The 19074-nt window shown below is 38.8% G+C and carries 20 protein-coding genes; all 20 read right to left on the bottom strand.

The annotated features are described in order from the left end of the window. Nucleotides 1–433: 433 nt before the first annotated feature. The 20 genes from ACIQ7T_RS13805 to ACIQ7T_RS13710 all read right to left on the bottom strand — a co-directional run bounded on the left by ACIQ7T_RS13805 (nucleotide 434) and on the right by ACIQ7T_RS13710 (nucleotide 18784). Entirely contained in the window at nucleotides 434–691 is a 258-nt protein-coding gene (locus ACIQ7T_RS13805) for an HPr family phosphocarrier protein (protein WP_370083594.1), read from the bottom strand. Nucleotides 692–936: 245 nt separating this feature from the next. Continuing rightward, nucleotides 937–1884, bottom strand: coding sequence for a DNA-binding protein WhiA (gene whiA, locus ACIQ7T_RS13800; RefSeq protein WP_049668978.1), 948 nt, complete (start codon nucleotides 1882–1884; stop codon nucleotides 937–939). Between the two features lie 65 nt (nucleotides 1885–1949). Beyond that, the gene (locus tag ACIQ7T_RS13795; protein ID WP_402871002.1) at nucleotides 1950–2933 is read right to left on the bottom strand and encodes a gluconeogenesis factor YvcK family protein; all 984 of its coding nucleotides are present in this window, start codon (nucleotides 2931–2933) and stop codon (nucleotides 1950–1952) included. Between the two features lie 4 nt (nucleotides 2934–2937). Next, the gene (gene rapZ, locus ACIQ7T_RS13790) at nucleotides 2938–3831 is read right to left on the bottom strand and encodes an RNase adapter RapZ (RefSeq protein ID WP_370083598.1); all 894 of its coding nucleotides are present in this window, start codon (nucleotides 3829–3831) and stop codon (nucleotides 2938–2940) included. A gap of 9 nt (nucleotides 3832–3840) precedes the next feature. Continuing rightward, on the bottom strand, nucleotides 3841–4308 hold the full coding sequence (locus tag ACIQ7T_RS13785; RefSeq protein WP_402870999.1) for an NUDIX domain-containing protein: 468 nt from the start codon (nucleotides 4306–4308) through the stop codon (nucleotides 3841–3843). 558 nt (nucleotides 4309–4866) lie between these two features. Continuing rightward, complete coding sequence (gene trxB, locus ACIQ7T_RS13780; protein WP_370083604.1) at nucleotides 4867–5811, bottom strand: thioredoxin-disulfide reductase; 945 nt, start codon at nucleotides 5809–5811, stop codon at nucleotides 4867–4869. Nucleotides 5812–5911: 100 nt separating this feature from the next. Further along, on the bottom strand, nucleotides 5912–7435 hold the full coding sequence (locus tag ACIQ7T_RS13775; protein ID WP_402870996.1) for a tetratricopeptide repeat protein: 1524 nt from the start codon (nucleotides 7433–7435) through the stop codon (nucleotides 5912–5914). Between the two features lie 90 nt (nucleotides 7436–7525). Beyond that, nucleotides 7526–8143: a bifunctional phosphoribosyl-AMP cyclohydrolase/phosphoribosyl-ATP diphosphatase HisIE gene (gene hisIE / locus ACIQ7T_RS13770; protein WP_370083607.1), complete on the bottom strand. Its 618-nt coding sequence runs from the start codon at nucleotides 8141–8143 to the stop codon at nucleotides 7526–7528. After that, on the bottom strand, nucleotides 8140–8901 hold the full coding sequence (hisF, locus tag ACIQ7T_RS13765) for an imidazole glycerol phosphate synthase subunit HisF (protein WP_370083609.1): 762 nt from the start codon (nucleotides 8899–8901) through the stop codon (nucleotides 8140–8142). The genes hisIE and hisF overlap by 4 nt, the downstream gene beginning before the upstream one ends. Next, complete coding sequence (gene hisH, locus ACIQ7T_RS13760; protein WP_402870993.1) at nucleotides 8895–9527, bottom strand: imidazole glycerol phosphate synthase subunit HisH; 633 nt, start codon at nucleotides 9525–9527, stop codon at nucleotides 8895–8897. Before hisH ends, hisF begins: the two co-directional genes overlap by 7 nt. After that, nucleotides 9524–10123, bottom strand: coding sequence for an imidazoleglycerol-phosphate dehydratase HisB (gene hisB / locus ACIQ7T_RS13755; protein WP_370083613.1), 600 nt, complete (start codon nucleotides 10121–10123; stop codon nucleotides 9524–9526). The genes hisH and hisB overlap by 4 nt, the downstream gene beginning before the upstream one ends. A 4-nt stretch (nucleotides 10124–10127) precedes the next feature. Beyond that, entirely contained in the window at nucleotides 10128–11402 is a 1275-nt protein-coding gene (gene hisD / locus ACIQ7T_RS13750; RefSeq protein WP_402870990.1) for a histidinol dehydrogenase, read from the bottom strand. A 53-nt stretch (nucleotides 11403–11455) separates the two neighbouring features. Beyond that, a complete protein-coding gene (hisG, locus tag ACIQ7T_RS13745; RefSeq protein WP_370083617.1) occupies nucleotides 11456–12079 on the bottom strand; it encodes an ATP phosphoribosyltransferase in 624 nt (207 codons plus the stop codon). Beyond that, on the bottom strand, nucleotides 12072–13244 hold the full coding sequence (locus ACIQ7T_RS13740) for an ATP phosphoribosyltransferase regulatory subunit (RefSeq protein WP_370083619.1): 1173 nt from the start codon (nucleotides 13242–13244) through the stop codon (nucleotides 12072–12074). Before ACIQ7T_RS13740 ends, hisG begins: the two co-directional genes overlap by 8 nt. A 927-nt stretch (nucleotides 13245–14171) precedes the next feature. Beyond that, nucleotides 14172–14714 carry an acyltransferase gene (locus tag ACIQ7T_RS13735; RefSeq protein ID WP_370083415.1) on the bottom strand — a complete coding sequence of 181 codons (543 nt, stop codon included), beginning with the start codon at nucleotides 14712–14714 and terminating at the stop codon, nucleotides 14172–14174. A 4-nt stretch (nucleotides 14715–14718) separates the two neighbouring features. After that, nucleotides 14719–15360, bottom strand: coding sequence for a pyrophosphatase PpaX (gene ppaX, locus ACIQ7T_RS13730; RefSeq protein WP_370083416.1), 642 nt, complete (start codon nucleotides 15358–15360; stop codon nucleotides 14719–14721). 12 nt (nucleotides 15361–15372) lie between these two features. Beyond that, a complete protein-coding gene (gene lgt / locus ACIQ7T_RS13725) occupies nucleotides 15373–16194 on the bottom strand; it encodes a prolipoprotein diacylglyceryl transferase (protein ID WP_370083417.1) in 822 nt (273 codons plus the stop codon). A gap of 232 nt (nucleotides 16195–16426) precedes the next feature. Then, the gene (gene hprK / locus ACIQ7T_RS13720) at nucleotides 16427–17362 is read right to left on the bottom strand and encodes an HPr(Ser) kinase/phosphatase (RefSeq protein ID WP_323654922.1); all 936 of its coding nucleotides are present in this window, start codon (nucleotides 17360–17362) and stop codon (nucleotides 16427–16429) included. A gap of 200 nt (nucleotides 17363–17562) precedes the next feature. Continuing rightward, the gene (gene cccB, locus ACIQ7T_RS13715) at nucleotides 17563–17883 is read right to left on the bottom strand and encodes a cytochrome c551 (RefSeq protein ID WP_370083418.1); all 321 of its coding nucleotides are present in this window, start codon (nucleotides 17881–17883) and stop codon (nucleotides 17563–17565) included. Between the two features lie 52 nt (nucleotides 17884–17935). After that, nucleotides 17936–18784 (bottom strand): YitT family protein, encoded by an 849-nt coding sequence (locus ACIQ7T_RS13710; protein ID WP_370083419.1) that lies wholly within the window; start codon nucleotides 18782–18784, stop codon nucleotides 17936–17938. Between the last annotated feature and the right edge of the window lie 290 nt (nucleotides 18785–19074).

Here is a 19074-nt window from a genome sequence, read left to right as displayed (position 1 = left end):
TCCGTCGCTCTGACTTTTCCTTCCGTCGCTTCGACTATTCTTTCCGTCGTAGCCTTTTCTTTCCGTCGCTCTGACTTTTCCTTCCGTCACTTCGGCCTTTCTTTCCGTCGCTTTGACTCTTCTTTCCGTCTCAGCCTTTTACTTCCGTCGCTCTGACTATTCCTTCCGTCGCTTTGGCCATTCCTTCCGTCGCTCTGACTTTTCCTTCCGTCGCTTTGGCCATTCCTTCCGTCGCTCTGACTTTTCCTTCCGTCGCTTTGGCTCTTCTACCCATCATTTCTATCAACGACTTTGGCCTTTCTTTCCCTCGTCCCATCCTTACTTCCCATCGCTTTGACTCTATTTTCAGGACCTATTTATTCGGTGCAAAAGCGCAAAAAAACTGTCCAACATGTAAGTTTTACTGTTTGGACAGTTTTTGCATCATAGTTTTTTAATCTTCTTTTTCGATTAGTGCTGCTAATGCTGTAACCGCTTGCTCAGCATCGTTGCCATCGCCACTAAGTACAACCTCTGTTCCTTTTGCAATGGCTAAGCTCATAACACCCATAATGGATTTAGCATTTACTTTTTTCTCGTCTTTTTCCAGAAAGACATCGGCGCTAAAACGATTTGCTTCTTGTACAAATAGTGCTGCTTGTCTAGCTTGTAGTCCTAATTTTAATTTCACATGGACTCTTCTCTCGGTCATTCTTAAAACTCCCCTTTACTACCGTTCATCTATTATTTTTATCTTACCTTACTTACTAGCAAAAGAACAAGACACGAATCAATTATGCCTCCGCATAATTGCCGGCTTTCGGTACGACAGACATTTGTAACTGCCGCTTCGCTTTCGTTACATAAAACACCTGTAGCTCACGCTTCGCTTTCGCTACAGATAATAATTACTGAAAGAAGTTAAACATCACATTCATACCTGAAAAGTATGAAAATTTAACCACCAATTTTTTCTCCGCTTCTTAATGCATCGGCAATTTCATCTATTTTCCGTAATCGATGATTGACACCGGATTTACTAACCGTTCCACTTGATACCATTTCACCAAGTTCTTTTAGTGTTACATCTTGGTATTCTACGCGTAATCGTGCAATTTCACGCAGTTTTTCTGGCAATTGATCTAGGCCAATTGAATTTTCAATAAATCGGATATTCTCTACTTGACGTAATGCTGCGCCTATTGTTTTATTCAAGTTCGCTGTTTCACAGTTAACTATGCGATTAACACTATTTCTCATGTCGCGCAATATGCGAACGTCTTCGAATTTCATCATTGCTTGATGCGCTCCAACAATATTAAGAAAATCAGAAATTTTTTCAGCTTCTTTTAAATAAGTTACAAAGCCTTTTTTTCGTTCAATTGTTTTTGCATTTAGCTCAAATTCATTCATTAAATCCATTAAAGCCTCGCCATGCTCTTTATATAATGAATAAATTTCTAAATGGTAGGCCGATGTTTCTGGATTGTTGACAGAGCCACCAGCTAAAAACGCACCCCGTAAGTATGCTCTTTTTTGACCACTCTTTTTAATGAGCTTCCGAGAAATAGTATGATTAAATTGAAAGTCGTCTGAGATGATTTCTAAATCAATCAGTAGCTCACGGGCACCTTCTCTTACGCGGCAAATGTATACGTTATTTTTTTTCAAACGCATTTTTTTTCTAACAAGTAACTCTACATTATATGGATACAGCTTCTTCATAATCGTATAAAGTCTTCTTGCGATTGCAGCGTTTTCAGTTTGTACGTCTAAGCTTAACTGTTTATTAGCAAAGGATAATGAACCATTCATACGAATTAGGGCAGATACTTCTGCTTTCATACAATGATTGTCCGCTTCTATTTGAGTTAACTCTTTTTTCGTTTCAGAAGCAAAAGACATATCACGCCCTCCTTTCAACTTTTTGTTCTATGTATATGTTCATCTTATCATATACAATAAGCGCTTTATGATTCACTAACTTCTTGTTTATAGATATTTGCGTAATCTACAAGCCATTTCGCAACGTTTGTAGCATTATGACGCACCGTCCCATCTGGGCGAATCGTGGCAATATCTCGTTGAATAACCTCTAATCCCATACTTTCAAGCTTTGCAACGTCAAATGTTACTGGTTCAGCACACTCTTCCTTATAAAGCTCTTTTACAGGATGAGGAAGTTTTACATCATTTACCAATATAGAATCGATGAAGGAGTCTTCCACATGCTTATATATAGCTTTAACATGATCGCCTGCTGTATAGGAAATGGTTTCACCTTTTTGAGTCATTAAATTACAAACGTAAATTTTTCTTCCTTTAGCCTTTACAACAGCATCTCCTATTCCTTTTACAAGGAGGTTTGGAATAATGCTTGTATATAAACTTCCTGGACCAATTAAAATATAGTCAGCACGATGAATTGCTCGAATAGCCTCTGGTAACGGTTTCACGTTTTCTGGCACTAAAAAAACACGACTAACTCGTTTTTTAGCATTTGGGATTTTAGATTCCCCTTCAATGATTGAACCGTCCTCAAGTTCAGCATGTAAATTTATCTTTTTATTGGCTGCTGGTATGACGCGACCATGAACCTTTAAAACCTTTCCCATTTCACTAATAGCATGGTTAAAGTCCCCAGTAATATCTGTTAAAGCAGTCAGCATTAAATTACCTAATGAATGCCCACGTAAATCTTCCGATGCAGAAAAACGGTATTGAAACATTTGCTCTACAAGCGGCTCAACATCCGATAACGCCGCGATCACATTACGGACATCACCTGGTGGTGGAATATCATAGTCATCTCGTAAGCGTCCCGAAGAACCACCATCATCTGCTACTGTCACAATTGCAGTAATATCAAATGGGTGGTGCTTGAGCCCTCGTAGTAACGTAGAAAGCCCCGTACCACCACCAATTACAACAAGCTTTGTTCGCTTCTTTCCCATTCACTCAATCCTTTCTACGATTGATGTCACGATGTGTAATAACAGTGTTTTCCTTCCCAGCTAAATATGCCCCAAAATACTCTGCTAATGTTACTGAACGATGCTGTCCTCCAGTACATCCAAAGGCAATGACAAGTTGTGATTTGCCCTCTTGTCTATAGAGTGGAATCATAAATTCAAACAAATCCGTTAGTTTCTGAATGAGTGTTTGCGTATCTTCAAGTGCCAGAACATAAGAAGATACCTCAGTTTGTAATCCCGTTTTATGGCGTAACTCTTCTACATAATATGGATTTTTTAAAAAACGGACATCAAATACTAAGTCGGCATCTATCGGCATACCATGTTTAAATCCAAAAGACATGATATTTACCGAGAAAATATTATCAGCATCACTGGCAAATTCTTTAGCGATTTTTTCACGTAGCTCTTTAGGCTTCATATTAGATGTATTATAGACAAATTTAGCGCGACCTTTTACTTCGGATAAAAGTTTACGTTCTTGTTTTATGCCATCTAATGGCAAACCATTTACAGCTAATGGATGTGCACGTCTTGTCTCTTTATAACGTCTAACTAAAGCTGCATCATCTGCATCTAAAAATAAAATTCGTGCAACTATATCGCCTTCTTTAAGAATATGGTCGAGAGCGCCGATAAGAGAATCAAAAAAGTCGCCACCACGCATATCCATGACAGCTGCTATACGTGTAATATTTTTACCAGAATCCCTTAGTAAGGTTAAAAATGTTGTGAGTAGCGCTGGTGGTAAATTATCAATACAGTAATACCCTAAATCCTCAAAGCTTTGAATAGCTACTGTTTTCCCAGCTCCAGACATTCCTGTAATAATAACCAATTCATGTGTACCTTTTGGTCCTTCAACCACCACTGTCATGCAGCTCCTTTATTGTTCGATTGATATTTGTATTTTCTCATGCAGTAATTCAAAATCAGTTGTGTATTCAAATGTACCGTACTGAATGCCTGTTTGTGAGATAGCAAATTGTAAGTTTGTTCGATCACCTTCAGCCATTGGCAAATGTTCCAAATCCTCTACTGGGTGCCATGCAAGTTTGCCTTCTCTAGTTTCTTTAAACGGTACTCCTTCTACATCCTTTGCAACAAATGTATAAAGCATCCATTCGTCCACTACCTCATTATTTTCTTTAATAACCATCGTATAAACACCTTTTAAATGAGCATTTATCGGTGTGACATTTGTTTCTTCTTTAAACTCACGTACTGCAGCCTCATAAATCGATTCACCGCTCTCCATTTTACCGCCAGGAGCTACGAACCAGCCACGTCTCGGCTTCTGAAGTAATAACACTTGACCGTCTTTTACGGCTATTAAATTTGCAATCCTTTGCATAGGCACACCTCTAATCTCTTTTGCATTCTACCTTTTATTATAGCAAGACCAAACAAGGTTTGTCCTCAATTCTAAACTTTACGTCATTTGCAATTTTAACTTCATCGATACTGTTTTTAACCTCTACTCAAACATATGAAACTCCGCCATAAAAATTTCCGTTCATAACAAAAATAGGTTGCTCCACCTAATTTGGCGGAAACAACCTACTCAACAAAATAAAAGGGGGATTGCTAATTACAATTTATATATTACACCTTTTATATGTCATTCAAGTTACAACTATATTAAGACCGTATTAAAATTGTATTTTTTTCCTTAAAATAACGATCTTGGGCTAATCACCGTAACGTGTGGTTGATTTCCGTTCCGACCGGGCGCTTTGCCGCTGACGCTTCGCTTTCGCGCAGAGCAGAGCTTCCTGGGGGCGTCCGATGAGCCGCTAATCCCCGAGGAGTCGCCCAGTCTCCACTCCAATCAACTTATATAAATGACATACATTTCAAAAAAATGTCATCCACAACTCTGGTGATGAAACTGCCTTTAGCAATGATCACTTTAAGCATTAATTTTTTCTAATAATTCTTCCACATAGTGCTGTACTGCTTGTGCTGCGATACTTCCGTCACCTGTCGCTGTAACGATTTGACGAAGTGATTTTTCACGTACATCTCCAGCAGCGAAGATACCTGGTACTGTCGTTTCCATATTATCATTTGTCAAAATATAACCAGCCTCATTTAAAATACCTAGAGACTCAAATGGTTTTGTTAATGGGAGCATACCAATGTATACGAATACGCCATCAGTAGCAAAATTAGATTCAACACCATCTACAGTTGATTGTAATGTTACACTTCCAACTTTACCGTTTGCCTCATTAATTTCTTTGACTGTTGCATTCCAAATGAAATCAATTTTTTCGTTAGCAAAGGCACGATCTTGGAGAATTTTTTGTGCACGTAATTTATCACGACGGTGCACAATTGTTACTTTATCAGCAAAGCGAGTTAAATAAACGCCTTCTTCAACAGCTGAATCTCCGCCACCTACGACAACAAGATTTTTTTGTTTGAAGAATGCACCATCACATACTGCACAATAGCTGACACCGCGGCCACCAAGTTCTTTTTCGCCAGGCACGCCCATTTTTTTATACTCGGCACCTGTAGAAAGAATAATTGCTCGTGTTTTATATTCTTTAGCACCTGAAATTATTGTTTTATATTCCTCACCATCAATAATTTCTGTTACATCGCCATATGCATACTCTGCACCAAATTTCTTAGCATGATCGAACATTTTTGTAGATAGCTCAGGCCCTAAAATTGTATCAAACCCAGGATAGTTTTCTACTTCTTCTGTATTTGCCATTTGTCCGCCAGGGATTCCACGTTCAATCATTAAAGTTGAAAGGTTGGCACGTGATGTATAAACAGCAGCAGTCATTCCAGCTGGACCTGCACCAATTATTACTACATCATAAATTTTTTCTTCTGACATAAATACTTCCCCCTAAACAGATTTTTTACTTTTTTATAATAATGTTAGTATGTTCATCGTATGTGAAAGTAAAAAGTTATTCAACTATGTTGCTCACGGTCTAATTATGAGTGTCTGGTAAAAACATTAAAATTTCTTCAATATACTTCGATAAAGTTGACACTGATACTCCGTATTGCTGAGCGATCTCTTTTTTTGTAACCTTGAGCATTCTGGAAGAACGAAATAAGTAATCATTTGCTCCTGCAATAGCTGCTGGATTTGTAAAACGATAATTGTTCATCAATGCTTGCTCACAAAGCACAAACCACATTTGGAACATTGGTGCAATTATTGTCGTTAGCTTTTCATACTGTTCTAGTAAAATTTCTGGCACACTTACTGCTCGTATAAAGCTAGCCTCTACTTTGTTCTTCATATCAAATTGATGTTCTAGTGCATAAGCGAGGAATAGCTTTTCATACGCATTAAATTGGTCAACATCTATCCATTTTGGATGCGCAATAATTTCCTGTTTATGTGCTGTACAGCTTAGTAAAAACAACCCAAATATCCGTTCACTTGTATATTCGCTCTCTAGCTTTTCCACAATATAATCACGGTCATGTTCTAATGCATCAAGTGAATAATTGTTTTCTTCTTGACGCCACGGTTCAAAGCCTTCTTTATCGGGATCCAGCTCAAGTAGCTGCCCCCATGTACTCTTTGAAATTTCTTCATGTCCTGAGAAATAAGCGGCATGTGATAACCAAAAGTAAAAGCCAGCATCGCCTACATAGCCTCTTTTCTGCATGCTACGCAACCATTTAAATGCTAAATCATATTGTCCAATGAGCGCTAATGTAGCACCCAGCTTGTAGCGATGTTCCCATAAGTATGGCTGAATTTTCACAAGTATTTCTAAAAGATCCTTTAAATCTTCTTCATTTTTTTCATAGTATGCGATAACCGTTAAATTACATAGTGCATGTAAATTCCCTTTATTTTCGCGTAATACAGTGTTTAGCAGAGCTTTCGCTTGTTCTGCTTCACCCACATAAAAATAGGCAAGGGCTAAGTTGTTATAAGCTGACCAAAAATCTGGTCTGTCTTCAATTAAGTCTTCTAGCATTTTAATAGCTTCAGGGAAATCTCCCTTTTCCATACAACGTCTTGCCTGTTCTTGTCGATATAAGTCTTCAGCAGAACCTTCAAGCTCCTCAAAATCATCCTGCTCAAAATCAACAAACTCTAATATTTCAGCAGCTTCATCTGCATAGGCACCTTCTGGCTCTAATTGTAAATATTGCTCTGCAAAGCGCTTAGCGTCATGTATGATACCGATACATCCTGAAACCTCTGCCATGTAAAAAATAATTTCTGGATTATCTTTATCTATCTGATAGGCACGACGAAGAAGATCATACGCTTCCTCAAAACGTTGACCCTCTAACTCTATTATCGCTAATTGTAATAAAATCATCGGATCATCAGGACTTAAATCAACTGCTCGCTGTAAATATTTATAGGCTTTATTCATTTGTCCGCTATTCATTGCTTGAATTGATTTTTTATAATAATAGTCGCCTGTTGGAATGAACGACACTATATTCGTTTGATTCTCTTTTTGACGTTTCTTTTCCAAAACATTTCCTCCGAAACAAGAAATAAGGAACGTATTATACGTTCCTTTACACAGTAACTTCTATTATAGCATACAATAAGCAATATGCCGTTATTTCTCCTCGTGACGTTTTTCTAACACATGTAACACGTCATAAACGCTTACTTTTTGCTCTTGTAGTAACACTAATAGGTGATAAATTAAATCGGCAGACTCCCACTTCACTTCTTCTGCATCGCGATTTTTTGCACCTATGACAACTTCAGTTGCTTCTTCTCCAACTTTTTTACAAATTTTATCGATACCTTTATCGAATAAATATGTAGTATACGCCCCTTCTGGCATTTCTTGCTCGCGTTTTTCAATGACCTTTACGAGTTTAGAAATAATCTCAACAGATCCTACCTTGTCATTTTGCTGAATAATCTCCGTAAAGCAAGAAGTTGTTCCATTATGACAAGCCGGTCCAGCAGGAATTACTTCCACAACTAATGCGTCACTATCACAGTCCGCCTTAATAGATATCACTTTTTGCGTATGACCACTCGTTGCCCCTTTGTGCCAGAGTTCTTGACGTGAACGTGAGAAGAACCATGTTTCTCCTGATTCAAGTGTTTTCTCTAGAGATTCTTTATTCATATACGCTACAGTTAGTACTTCTTTTGTATTAGCATCTTGTACAACCGCAGTGACAAGACCTTTTTCATCAAATTTAATGCTGTCAATCATCTTATTGCCACTCCTTTTTCACGTAAGTATTCTTTTACTTGTGCTACGCTCGTTTCTTTGTAATGGAAGATGGATGCGGCAAGTGCTGCATCTGCATCGATATCTTCAGCTAATACTTCGTAAAAATGTTCGGCATTTCCTGCACCGCCGCTTGCAATAACAGGAACTGTCACAGCCTCTCTCACAGCTTTTGTTAAGGCTAAATCAAAACCAGATTTCTCACCGTCCTGATTCATACTCGTTAATAAAATTTCACCTGCACCTAAGCGAACCGCTTCCTTCGCCCATTCAGTTACTCGCCATGTTGTTTTGTTTCGGCCCCCATGCGTATAAACCATCCATGTGGCATCTTCTTCGCTATAGCGGGCATCAATAGCTACAACAATACATTGTGCGCCAAAAAAGTCAGAACCTTCTTTAATGAGCTCTGGTCGCTCTAAAGCAGACGTATTCACTGATACTTTATCGGCACCTGCACGTAAAATACGTTTCATATCATCTAACGTTCGAATTCCACCACCTACTGTGAATGGAATGGCTAATGTAGCTGCAGTTTGCCGTACGACATCCACCATTGTTTCACGTCCTTCATGTGATGCCGAAATATCTAGAAACACAAGCTCATCTGCCCCTTGTTCATCATAAAACTTAGCAAGCTCAACTGGGTCACCCGCATCACGTAATGACACAAACTGTACACCTTTTACAACACGTCCCTCTTTTACATCAAGACATGGAATAATACGCTTTGTTAACATGATGCCACCCCCTTCAACCATTGTTCTAATAAATGCACACCTAGTTCACCTGACTTTTCGGGATGGAACTGCATGCCCGTAATAGAGCCATTTGCCACAATGCCAGGAACCTTAATATCATGATAATCCGCATAAGCGACAAGCTCCGTTTCATCGATATCGGTTGCATAAAATGAGTGCACAAAATAAACATGCTTTGCCGTTACTTCGCCATTTAACCAAGAAGGACGGTTTGTCACTTCGAGCTCATTCCACCCCATATGCGGCACTCGATACTCCTGCCCAGCGTTGTCACCAGTAAATCGTTTAATGCTTCCTTTAAAAAAGCCTAGACCTTTCGTTGGGGCTACCTCTTCACTTTGCTCAAATAATAATTGCATGCCTAAGCAAATTCCAAGAAGTGGTCGATTTTCTGCTTTCACCTTGTGCAAATATTGATCTAAATTCGTTTCAGCTAAACGTTTGATGGCATCTAGAAATGCTCCAACACCAGGAAGCAACAGTGCATCTGTTGTATCTAGCACTTTTTCATTAGCCGTGACAACAACCTCACAGCCTAGTCGTTTTAATGCCTGTTCAACGCTAAATAAATTCCCCATGCCATAATCAATAACACCTATTTTCACGTTAACAGCCCCTTAGTCGATGGTACACCTTTAACACGTGGATCAATTTCCACTGCTGCATCAATGGCACGTGCTAACGCCTTAAAAACAGCTTCAATAATATGATGTGTATTATGGCCATAAGGTACGATGACATGAACATTCATCCGAGCCTCGAGTGCAAACTTCCACAAAAATTCATGTACTAATTCAGTATCGAAGCTACCGACCTTTTCCTTCAACTGTGGCACACGATATTCTAAGTGCGGACGATTTGAGCAATCCACCACGACCTGTGCAAGTGCATCATCCATTGGCACAAATGCTGTGCCGTAACGCTTTATTCCTTTTTTATCACCGAGCGCTTCGCGAATAGCTTGGCCTAATACAATTCCGAGGTCCTCTGTTGTATGATGATCATCTATATATGTATCACCATTGGCTTCTATCGTCCCATCAAAAAGCCCATGTTTGATAAATAGGTCAAGCATGTGATCCATAAAGCCAACACCCGTTTTAATATTTGCCTTCCCTTCACCATCTAAATCGATGGCTACCGAAATTTGTGTTTCGTTTGTCGTACGTTCAACTTTTGCATATCGTTTTTTTCCAGTCATTGTACTACTCCTTTTCCCATCCACGCGATTCGACTGCACGTGCATGGCCTTCTAAGCCTTCCATACGTGCTAGACGTGCAATTTTCGGTGCGTTTTCTGCCCAAGTTTTTTCACTATAAAAGACGACGCTCGATTTTTTCACAAAATCATCGACGTTTAAGCCACTTGCAAAGCGTGCAGTGCTATTCGTTGGAAGCACATGATTTGTCCCTGCGAAGTAATCACCAACTGGTTCAGAGCTATAACGACCGATGAAAATACCCCCTGCATGTCGTACTTGCTCAGCTACAGCCTCAGCATTTTTTGTGACAATTTCTAAATGCTCAGGTGCTAGAGAATTAATGGCCTCTACGGCATCTGCCATCGTTTCAGCCACATAAATGGCACCAAAGTTTTCTATAGATGCACGTGCGACCTCTTCACGCGGTAAAGTCGTTAATTGCTTCTCCACTTCATCAGCTACTTTTATAGCCAATTGCTCAGAAGTCGTCACTAAAATGGCACAAGCCAATTTATCATGCTCAGCCTGTGATAAAAGGTCAGCCGCGATTTCATCAGCAAATGCTGTGTCGTCTGCTATCACTGCAATTTCACTTGGGCCAGCAATCATATCAATCGCTACCTCACCAAAAACCTCACGTTTTGCTAATGCTACAAAAATATTTCCTGGACCCGTTATTTTATCAACCGGAGAAATTGTCTCTGTTCCATATGCAAGAGCCGCAATCGCCTGAGCTCCACCGATTTTATATATTTCTGCTACTCCTAAAATATGCGCTGCAGCTAGTACGCCTGGAGGTAAATTTCCATCGCGACCTGCTGGAGATGTAATTACTATGCGTTTGACACCAGCTACTTGTGCAGGAATAACGTTCATCAAGACCGAAGATGGGTACGCTGCTGTACCACCAGGAACATAAAGACCTACTGCATCAAGCGCAGTAATTCGTTGCCCAAGCCATGAACCATCTTTAAGCTCTAAGCGATAACCTGAGCGCTTTTGCTGTTCGTGATAAAAGCGAATATTTTGAGCTGCTTCTGTTAAATCTGCATAAAGCTGTTGATCAATTGCATTTGCGCCCTCTTCAATTTCTTCCTTCGTTACGCGTAAATGATTAGGGGCAAAGCCATCCCATTTTTCTGTATAAAAACGTATGGCTGCGTCACCTTGTTCACGAACGTCTGCTAATACTTGACGCACAACCTTTAACTGTTCTTCATTTCCACCTTCAAGTGGTCTCTTTAAAGAAATACCTTTTGCTAGCTTTGTTATTTTCATAGGATTAATCTCCTTTAAATCTAGGAATGTGCCTCTTCCAGACAGTAGACATTTTATTTAACGCATTTTTTCAAACGTTTCACAAGATCGATAATACGATCACTCTTCATGCGATAGCTTACGGGATTGGCAATTAATCGTGATGATACGTCGGTAATAAATTCATACTCCACTAAGCCATTTTCTTTCAGCGTCCGGCCTGTTGAAACAATATCGACAATTCGATCTGCTAAGTCAATCATGGGCGCCAATTCAATCGAACCATTTAGCTCAATAATTTCAACCTGCTCTCCAATACCCTTATAATATTTCATTGCAATATTAGGATATTTTGTCGCTATTCTCGGTGCAATTTCATTCATCGTCGTATTAGGTAAGCCCGCTGATGCGATATAACAAGTACTTATTTTTAAATCCAGTAATTCATGAACTTCTCGTTGCTGTTCTAACAAAACATCTTTACCTGCAATACCAATATCCGCTACACCGTGCTCAACATAAACAGGAACATCCATTGGTTTTGCTAATATAAAACGTATTTTCTCTTCCGGAATTTCAAGCATTAATTTACGAGACATTTCGACTTCTTCTGGTAAATTAAAGCCAGCTTCTAAAAGCATCTGATATGCCTCGTCAAAAATGCGTCCCTTCGGCATAGCAATTGTTAATTCATTCACCTTCAACGTCCTCCTGTCCCACCACAACTACTTCTGTAAAGTGTGCTAAAAAAACTGCTTCATCGACAAGGCTAGTCCTTAACTGTAAGGTAACCTGTTTACCGACTGCTCGTAGCGTCTGTACCTTGGCAAGAGCCGCTTCAAATTGTTCTTCCTCAAATAGCACGACTGTAGCTTCTTGTCGTTCATCAGATTGCGCATCAATTGTTTCTAATAGGCGGTCAACACGAATACTAAATCCTGTAGCACCTACTTTTGAGCCAAATACCTCCAGCAATCCGTCATAGCGTCCCCCATTGCCTAATGGAAAACCACTGCCGGTTGCAAACACTTCAAATAACATGCCTGTGTAATAGCTCATGTGACTAGAAAGTGTAAAATCAAAGGCTACATAATCCGCTAAGTTTGCCATTTCAAGTAGCTTATCGAGCTGTTGCATATATTCTAATGCGTCATTTTTCCGCACATATTTTTCAATATCTTGAATTTCTTTTAAATGTATTGCTTCTTCAATAAATTGCAATAATGCATCGGATTTTGTTTTAGGTAAATCAAATGATTCTACCGCTTCTTCAAACCCTACGTAATTGCGTTGCACAAGCAGCGTCCGAAGTATATTTTGTTGTTCAACGCTTTCTGTATAATCTTGTAAAATGCAATTTAATATACCTGCATGACCGATCGTCACTTTAAATTTCGTTAATCCAAATTGCTTTAATAACTCCATTGCTGTAACAATAACCTCAGCATCCGCAAAGACAGAATTGTCTCCAATTAACTCAATCCCCATCTGATCAAATTCTGCTGGGCGTCCACCTTCCGCTTCTTGTGCTCGAAAGACACTAGCAAAATAAGCAAGGCGTAAGGGAATCATCTCTTTTAATAATTTCGATGTTGCTACACGTGCAATCGGTGTTGTCATATCAGGTCGTAGTACTAACGTGTTGCCCTGGCCATCTACTAATTTAAATAATTGCGCATTGGCTATCGCTGATGCTTTGCCGACTGTATCAAAATACTCTACTGCAGGCGTTTTAATAAATTCATAGCCTCTTCTGCATAAAAAATCTCGCCCTGTATTTCTTACAGCCTCTACCTTTTCAAAAATTTGCGGAAATGTATCGCGCATTCCAAGTGGTTTTTCAAACATTTTAATCGACGACAATTTTGACACTTCCTCACGTTTCACTTTAACTCACTAGAGTATTAGAGAATTAGATTATGAAAGAATTCTATCTTATTTCTTCTTGCTAGTCAATGCAACTCTGTTTAAATTATCGAATAATTTCAATACTGATTATTCTGTTAATTATACTCGAAAATAAATAAATTGAAACTTTATTCAGCAGAAGAAGCAAGCTTTTCTCTCCTTAAACTTGTAAACCTTTAGACAAAAAACTATGTGAATCTTTTTGCTCTTTGGCAGGTGGATGTCGATAAAATTCAGAAGTTGGGTGATAAAACGTGAAAGTTAGTCGATAAAACTAAAAAGTTAATGTCATTCTGTTAAAACGTATGTCATGCGAATCAGTTGATTGAGGTGAACTTGACGACATAGAAAGTAAAAGGATTCACACACAGTTTTGAGTAATGAATCCTTTTTTGCCCTTTGGCAGGTGGATGTCGATAAATTTCAGAAGTTGGGTGATAAAACATGAAAGTTAGTAGATAAATTTCAAAAGTTGGGCGATAAAACTCAAAGTTAGATGTGATTCTGTTAAAACGTATGTCATGTGAATCAGTTGATTGAGGTGAACTTGACGACATAGAAAGTAAAAGGATTCACACACAGTTTTGTGCATGAATCCTTTTTTTGCCCTTTGGCAGGTGGATGTCGATAAATTTCAGAAGTTGGGTGATAAAACATGAAAGTTAGTAGATAAATTTCAAAAGTTGGGTGATAAAACGTGAAAGTTGGTAGATAAATTTCAAAAGTTGGGTGATAAAACTAAAAAGTTGAATGTCATTCTGTTAAAACGTATGTCATGAGAACCCCTCATTTTACCAGAGAGTCATACTTTAATTTCATTGTTACAATTATTATCAACAAAAAAACACCGTGCACGGTAAAGCATGCACAGTGTAGATTTTATTATTTTTTAGGCGTGCACCATTCCACTATTTCATTGCGTTTGCGCTCCGCCATTTGTTCAGCTGTATAAATAATTTGCATAGGATTACCGCCTGCTAGACAGCCAGCTGGTACATCCTTATGCACAAGGGTTGCAGCTGACACAATCGCACCGTCACCTATCGTAACACCTGGTAGTATCGTTGAATTGGCACCAACCATCACTTCGTTGCCAATATGAACATCTCCTAGACGATATTCCTCTATTAAATATTCATGTGCCAAAATAGTCGTACTGAAGCCTATAACGGTATTGTCACCGATATGAATACGTTCTGGAAACATTGTATCTGGCATAACCATTAAAGCTATGGAAGTTTGTTCACCAATCTCCATTTTCAAAAAAGTTCGATACAACCAGTTTTTCACACGTAAAAATGGTGTGAAGCGTCCAATTTGAATGACAACGAAACACTTCATCACCTTCCAAAAGGACACCGTATCATAAATATTCCAAAGCGAGTTTGCTCCTTCGACACGGTAGCGTTCTGTTTTACGTGCCATTTACTTACCCCGCTTTCACAATTTCAAATAAATCCGTCATATGATGCAGCATATATTCCGGCTTGAATTGCTGTAAGTATTCCTCACCTTTAAAAGCCCATGCGACACCAGCTGCTCTAACTCCAGCATTGTGCGCGGCCTCAATATCGTGAGAATTGTCACCAATCATAATCGCGTCTTCCTTGTTTATACCAAGGCGGTCAAGCGCAAGCAAAACTGGCTCTGGATCAGGCTTTACATTTTTCACATCATCCGTACCAATACGGATATCAAATAAATGACCTGCACCTAGTACAGATAGACCACGATCTATCATTCCATTACGCTTTGTAGACACAATCGCTAACTTGATACCCATAGCCTTTAATTGCTCTAAAGTAGATACAACATCAGGATATTGAGTGACAAGCTCATCGTGATGTAATTCATTATATTCACGATATTTAGCAATCATTGCATCCTCTTCACCAGGAGCAATGTCACTCATTGTCTGTTTTAAGGACGGCCCAAGGAATTTTAGGCAATCTTTTGGCGAATATTGCCCGGGAAATCGCTCATTTAAAACATGCATAAATGTTTGAATGATTAAATCATTTGTATTGAGTAATGTACCATCAAAATCAAATAGTAATGCCTTTATAGTCATGCTTTGCACCCCTTATTTATTATCTAAATACTTTACTGCAGGTTTTACTTTTATACGTCGGTAAATAATCGCACCAAGCCCTACTACAATACCTATTATTGAAACAACCTGAGCTGAGCGTAAATCTCCTACTAAATATAGGCTATCTGTACGCAAGCCTTCTATATAGAAGCGACCGATTGAATACCAAATTAAATAGCCGAAGAATATTTCACCACGATTTAAATTTACTTTGCGTAAAACTAATAAAATAATTAGCCCAATGAAATTCCAGACGGATTCATATAAAAAAGTAGGATGTACGTATGTTCCTAATTCTTCAACATACATTTGATTAATAATCCAATCCGGCAGCATTAGATTTTCTAAAAATGCACGTGATACTGGACCACCATAAGCCTCCTGGTTCATAAAATTGCCCCATCGGCCAATTATTTGTCCAATTAAAATACTCGGTGCCGCAATATCCGCTACTCGTAAAAAGCTAATATTTCTTCTACGAGTGAATATGTAAGCTGTCAAAAAGGCGCCAATAAGAGCACCATGAATAGCGATACCACCATTCCAAATTTCAATAATCTTCCCTGGGTTTTCACTATAATAATCCCAACGCATCGTTACATAGTAAATACGTGCACATATTATAGATATAGGAACAGCCCATAGTAATAGATCTGCAAGAAAATCCTCTGGTAAGCCTCTCTTAACAGCCTCTCTTTGTCCTACAACATAAGCTAAAATAATACCCGATACGATTAGTAACCCATACCAACGAACAGGGATAGGTCCTAAATGGAAAGCAATCGGATTAATTTGTAATAATACTAAGTCCATCTTATGCTCCTCTCAAAATCAATTCATTGCATTTGCAAATGAATCCTAATCAATTATGCTCTTCATAATTGTAGCTTTCGCTACAGATAAACAATGCGGCGGATGTTTGTACACCCACTGAAAAGCAACTTAAAACCACATTCATCTCACCACCTATAAAGGTAGGAGACTTCTGTACCTGTCGCTGCGCTTTCGGTACAAAAAACACTCGCTGAAAAAAAGTTAAAAACGATTAGTCATCCAACTCATCCGCCGATGAGATTACTTCATCTAATCGTCTAGAAAACTCCTCGGCTGCATTAACACCCATCTTTTTCAAACGATAGTTCATTGCTGCTACTTCAATAATAACAGACACGTTACGTCCAGGTCTTACGGGAATCGTTAACTTTGTTAATTCCGTATCAATGATTTTCATTTTTTCTTCCTCTAAACCTAGACGATCATATACTTTTTCTGGATCCCATATTTCTAATTCGATAACTAATGTGATACGTTTGTACGGTCGTACCGCACTTGCTCCAAAGAGTGTCATAATATCGATAATACCAATGCCTCGAATTTCGAGTAAATGTTCTAAAAGAGGTGGCGGACTCCCAATTAAAAAATTCTCTGATTCCTGACGGATCTCTACACAATCATCAGCCACTAAACGGTGACCCTTCTTGACAAGCTCTAGTGCTGTTTCACTTTTCCCTACACCACTTTTTCCGATAATTAGCACACCAATACCGTATATATCAACTAAAACTCCGTGAGCAGCAGTCATTGGTGCTAAGCGACCTTCTAAATAGTTAGTTAGCCTACTCGAAAATTTCGTTGTTGTCATATGCGTTTTAAATACAGGTACATGTTTTTCATTAGACGCCTGTATAAGTTCCTTAGGTACCTCTAAATCACGAGAAATAATAATAGCTGGTGTATCCTGCGAACACAATAGACGCATGCGCTCCAGTTTCACATCTGAAGGCAGCATTTCAAAAAAAGATAGTTCGGTCTTTCCTAGCAATTGCACTCGATTTGCAGGATAATGCGTAAAATACCCCGCCATCTCAAGCCCAGGTCTTGAAATATCACTAGTAACAATCGTTCTTCCTATTCCTTCCTCACCAGCTAATAGTTCTAACTTAAATTTCTCCATAACGTCTCTTGTTAATACTACGACCAATGTTTAGTAGCCTCCATTCAAAGGAATTGAATATGTTTTATCCTGCGTTAACTAGCAATCAGCATAATGATTGCAGTTTCACCTTATTTTAGCATGTCTATGTATAAAAGAAATGTATTTACACTCTGCCTGCCCTGACTAAAAAATTCTACAAAATATAAAAAACTAGCGGTTCTCCAGCCCGCTAGTTTCATTTCGTTTTATTTTTGAGTAGACAACCATTTTGCAACTGCTTCTGCATCTGCACCTTTAACAAGACCAGGAGGCATTGTACCTTTACCATTTTCAATAACGTTTAAAATTTCTTTTTCTGTTAAACGAGAGCCTACATCGCTAATTTTTGGTGCATTATTTTGGCCTTGTAGCTCGCCACCATGGCAAGTAATACAAGATTTCATAGCAATTGTTTCGCCATTTGGAGTAGTAGTTTTTGAACCTTCAGTTGAATTTGTTTTACCTCCGCCACAAGCAGCTAAGAAGATTGCTGAACCAATCGCTAATGTTAACATTGCCTTTTTCATTAGGGCCCCTCCTAAAAGTAAATAAGTATCTTTCCCCGACATTATACCAAATTTATGCACGTTTGAAACCTTCTCCTAACACCTCATAAGCATCAGAAACGATAACAAACGCTGATGGGTCAACGCTTTTAATGAGTTGTTTCAGCTTTGTGAATTCTGTTTGGTAAACAACAACCATCAATACTGGTCGCGCTTCTCCTGTATAGCCACCTATAGCAGGCAACTCTGTCACTCCCCGATCAATCTCGGCATAAATGGCATCACGTACTTCATCTTGTTTCATCGTAATAATGTAAACCATTTTAGACTGACTTAAGCCGAGCTGAATAATATCAATCGTTTTTGTAGTGACATAAAGTCCAATCAGGGCATACAAACCTTTCTCTAAGTCAAAAACAATTGCTGCACTAATCGCGATAATCCCATCAATTAAAAGTACACTTGTACCAAGCGATATGCCGGTATACTTTGTAATTATTTGTGCTAGTAAATCAGTGCCACCAGTAGAAGCATTCCCCTTAAAGACAAGTCCTATTCCTAAACCGACCACAATTCCCCCAAAAAGTGCACCTAGTAAAGGATTATCTGTCCAAGGTCCCCAACTGTTCGTTAGTAATACAATAAACGGTAATGTTATTGTTCCAATAAACGATTTGATTCCAAATTTTTTCCCAAGTACTACTACACCTGCTATAAATAATGGAATATTGAATGCATATTGTACAAAGCCTGGATTCCAACCAAATAAACCGTGTAAAATTGTACTAATCCCGCTTACTCCACCAGAAGCTACTTGATTGGGCAGTAAAAATACATTGAAGCCAATCGCAATAATTGCTGCTCCTACTATGACGTACATATACTCCAAAATGCTTTCCCTTACATCACGAATTTGACTCATTTCCCCCACCCGCTCCAACTATCAGAATCTTTTAAATACGAGATGATTATAGCAAATAGTCTTCGCATTGAGAACTTCGTATTGATGAAGGAACATGTATTTTTACAATTTTGTTCATCACCATAATGTGTGGTTGATTTCCGTTCCGACTGGGCGCTTTGTTGCTGACGCTTCGCTTTCGCACAGTTAAAACATTTGTTGCTGACGCTTCGCTTTCGCACAGTTAAAACATTTGTTGCTGACGCTTCGCTTTCGCACAGTTAAAACATTTGTTGCTGACGCTTCGCTTT

The organism is Lysinibacillus sp. NPDC096212 (assembly GCF_044763105.1).
GTDB lineage: Bacteria > Bacillota > Bacilli > Bacillales_A > Planococcaceae > Lysinibacillus.
This window is presented reverse-complemented; position numbering and strand designations above follow the sequence as displayed.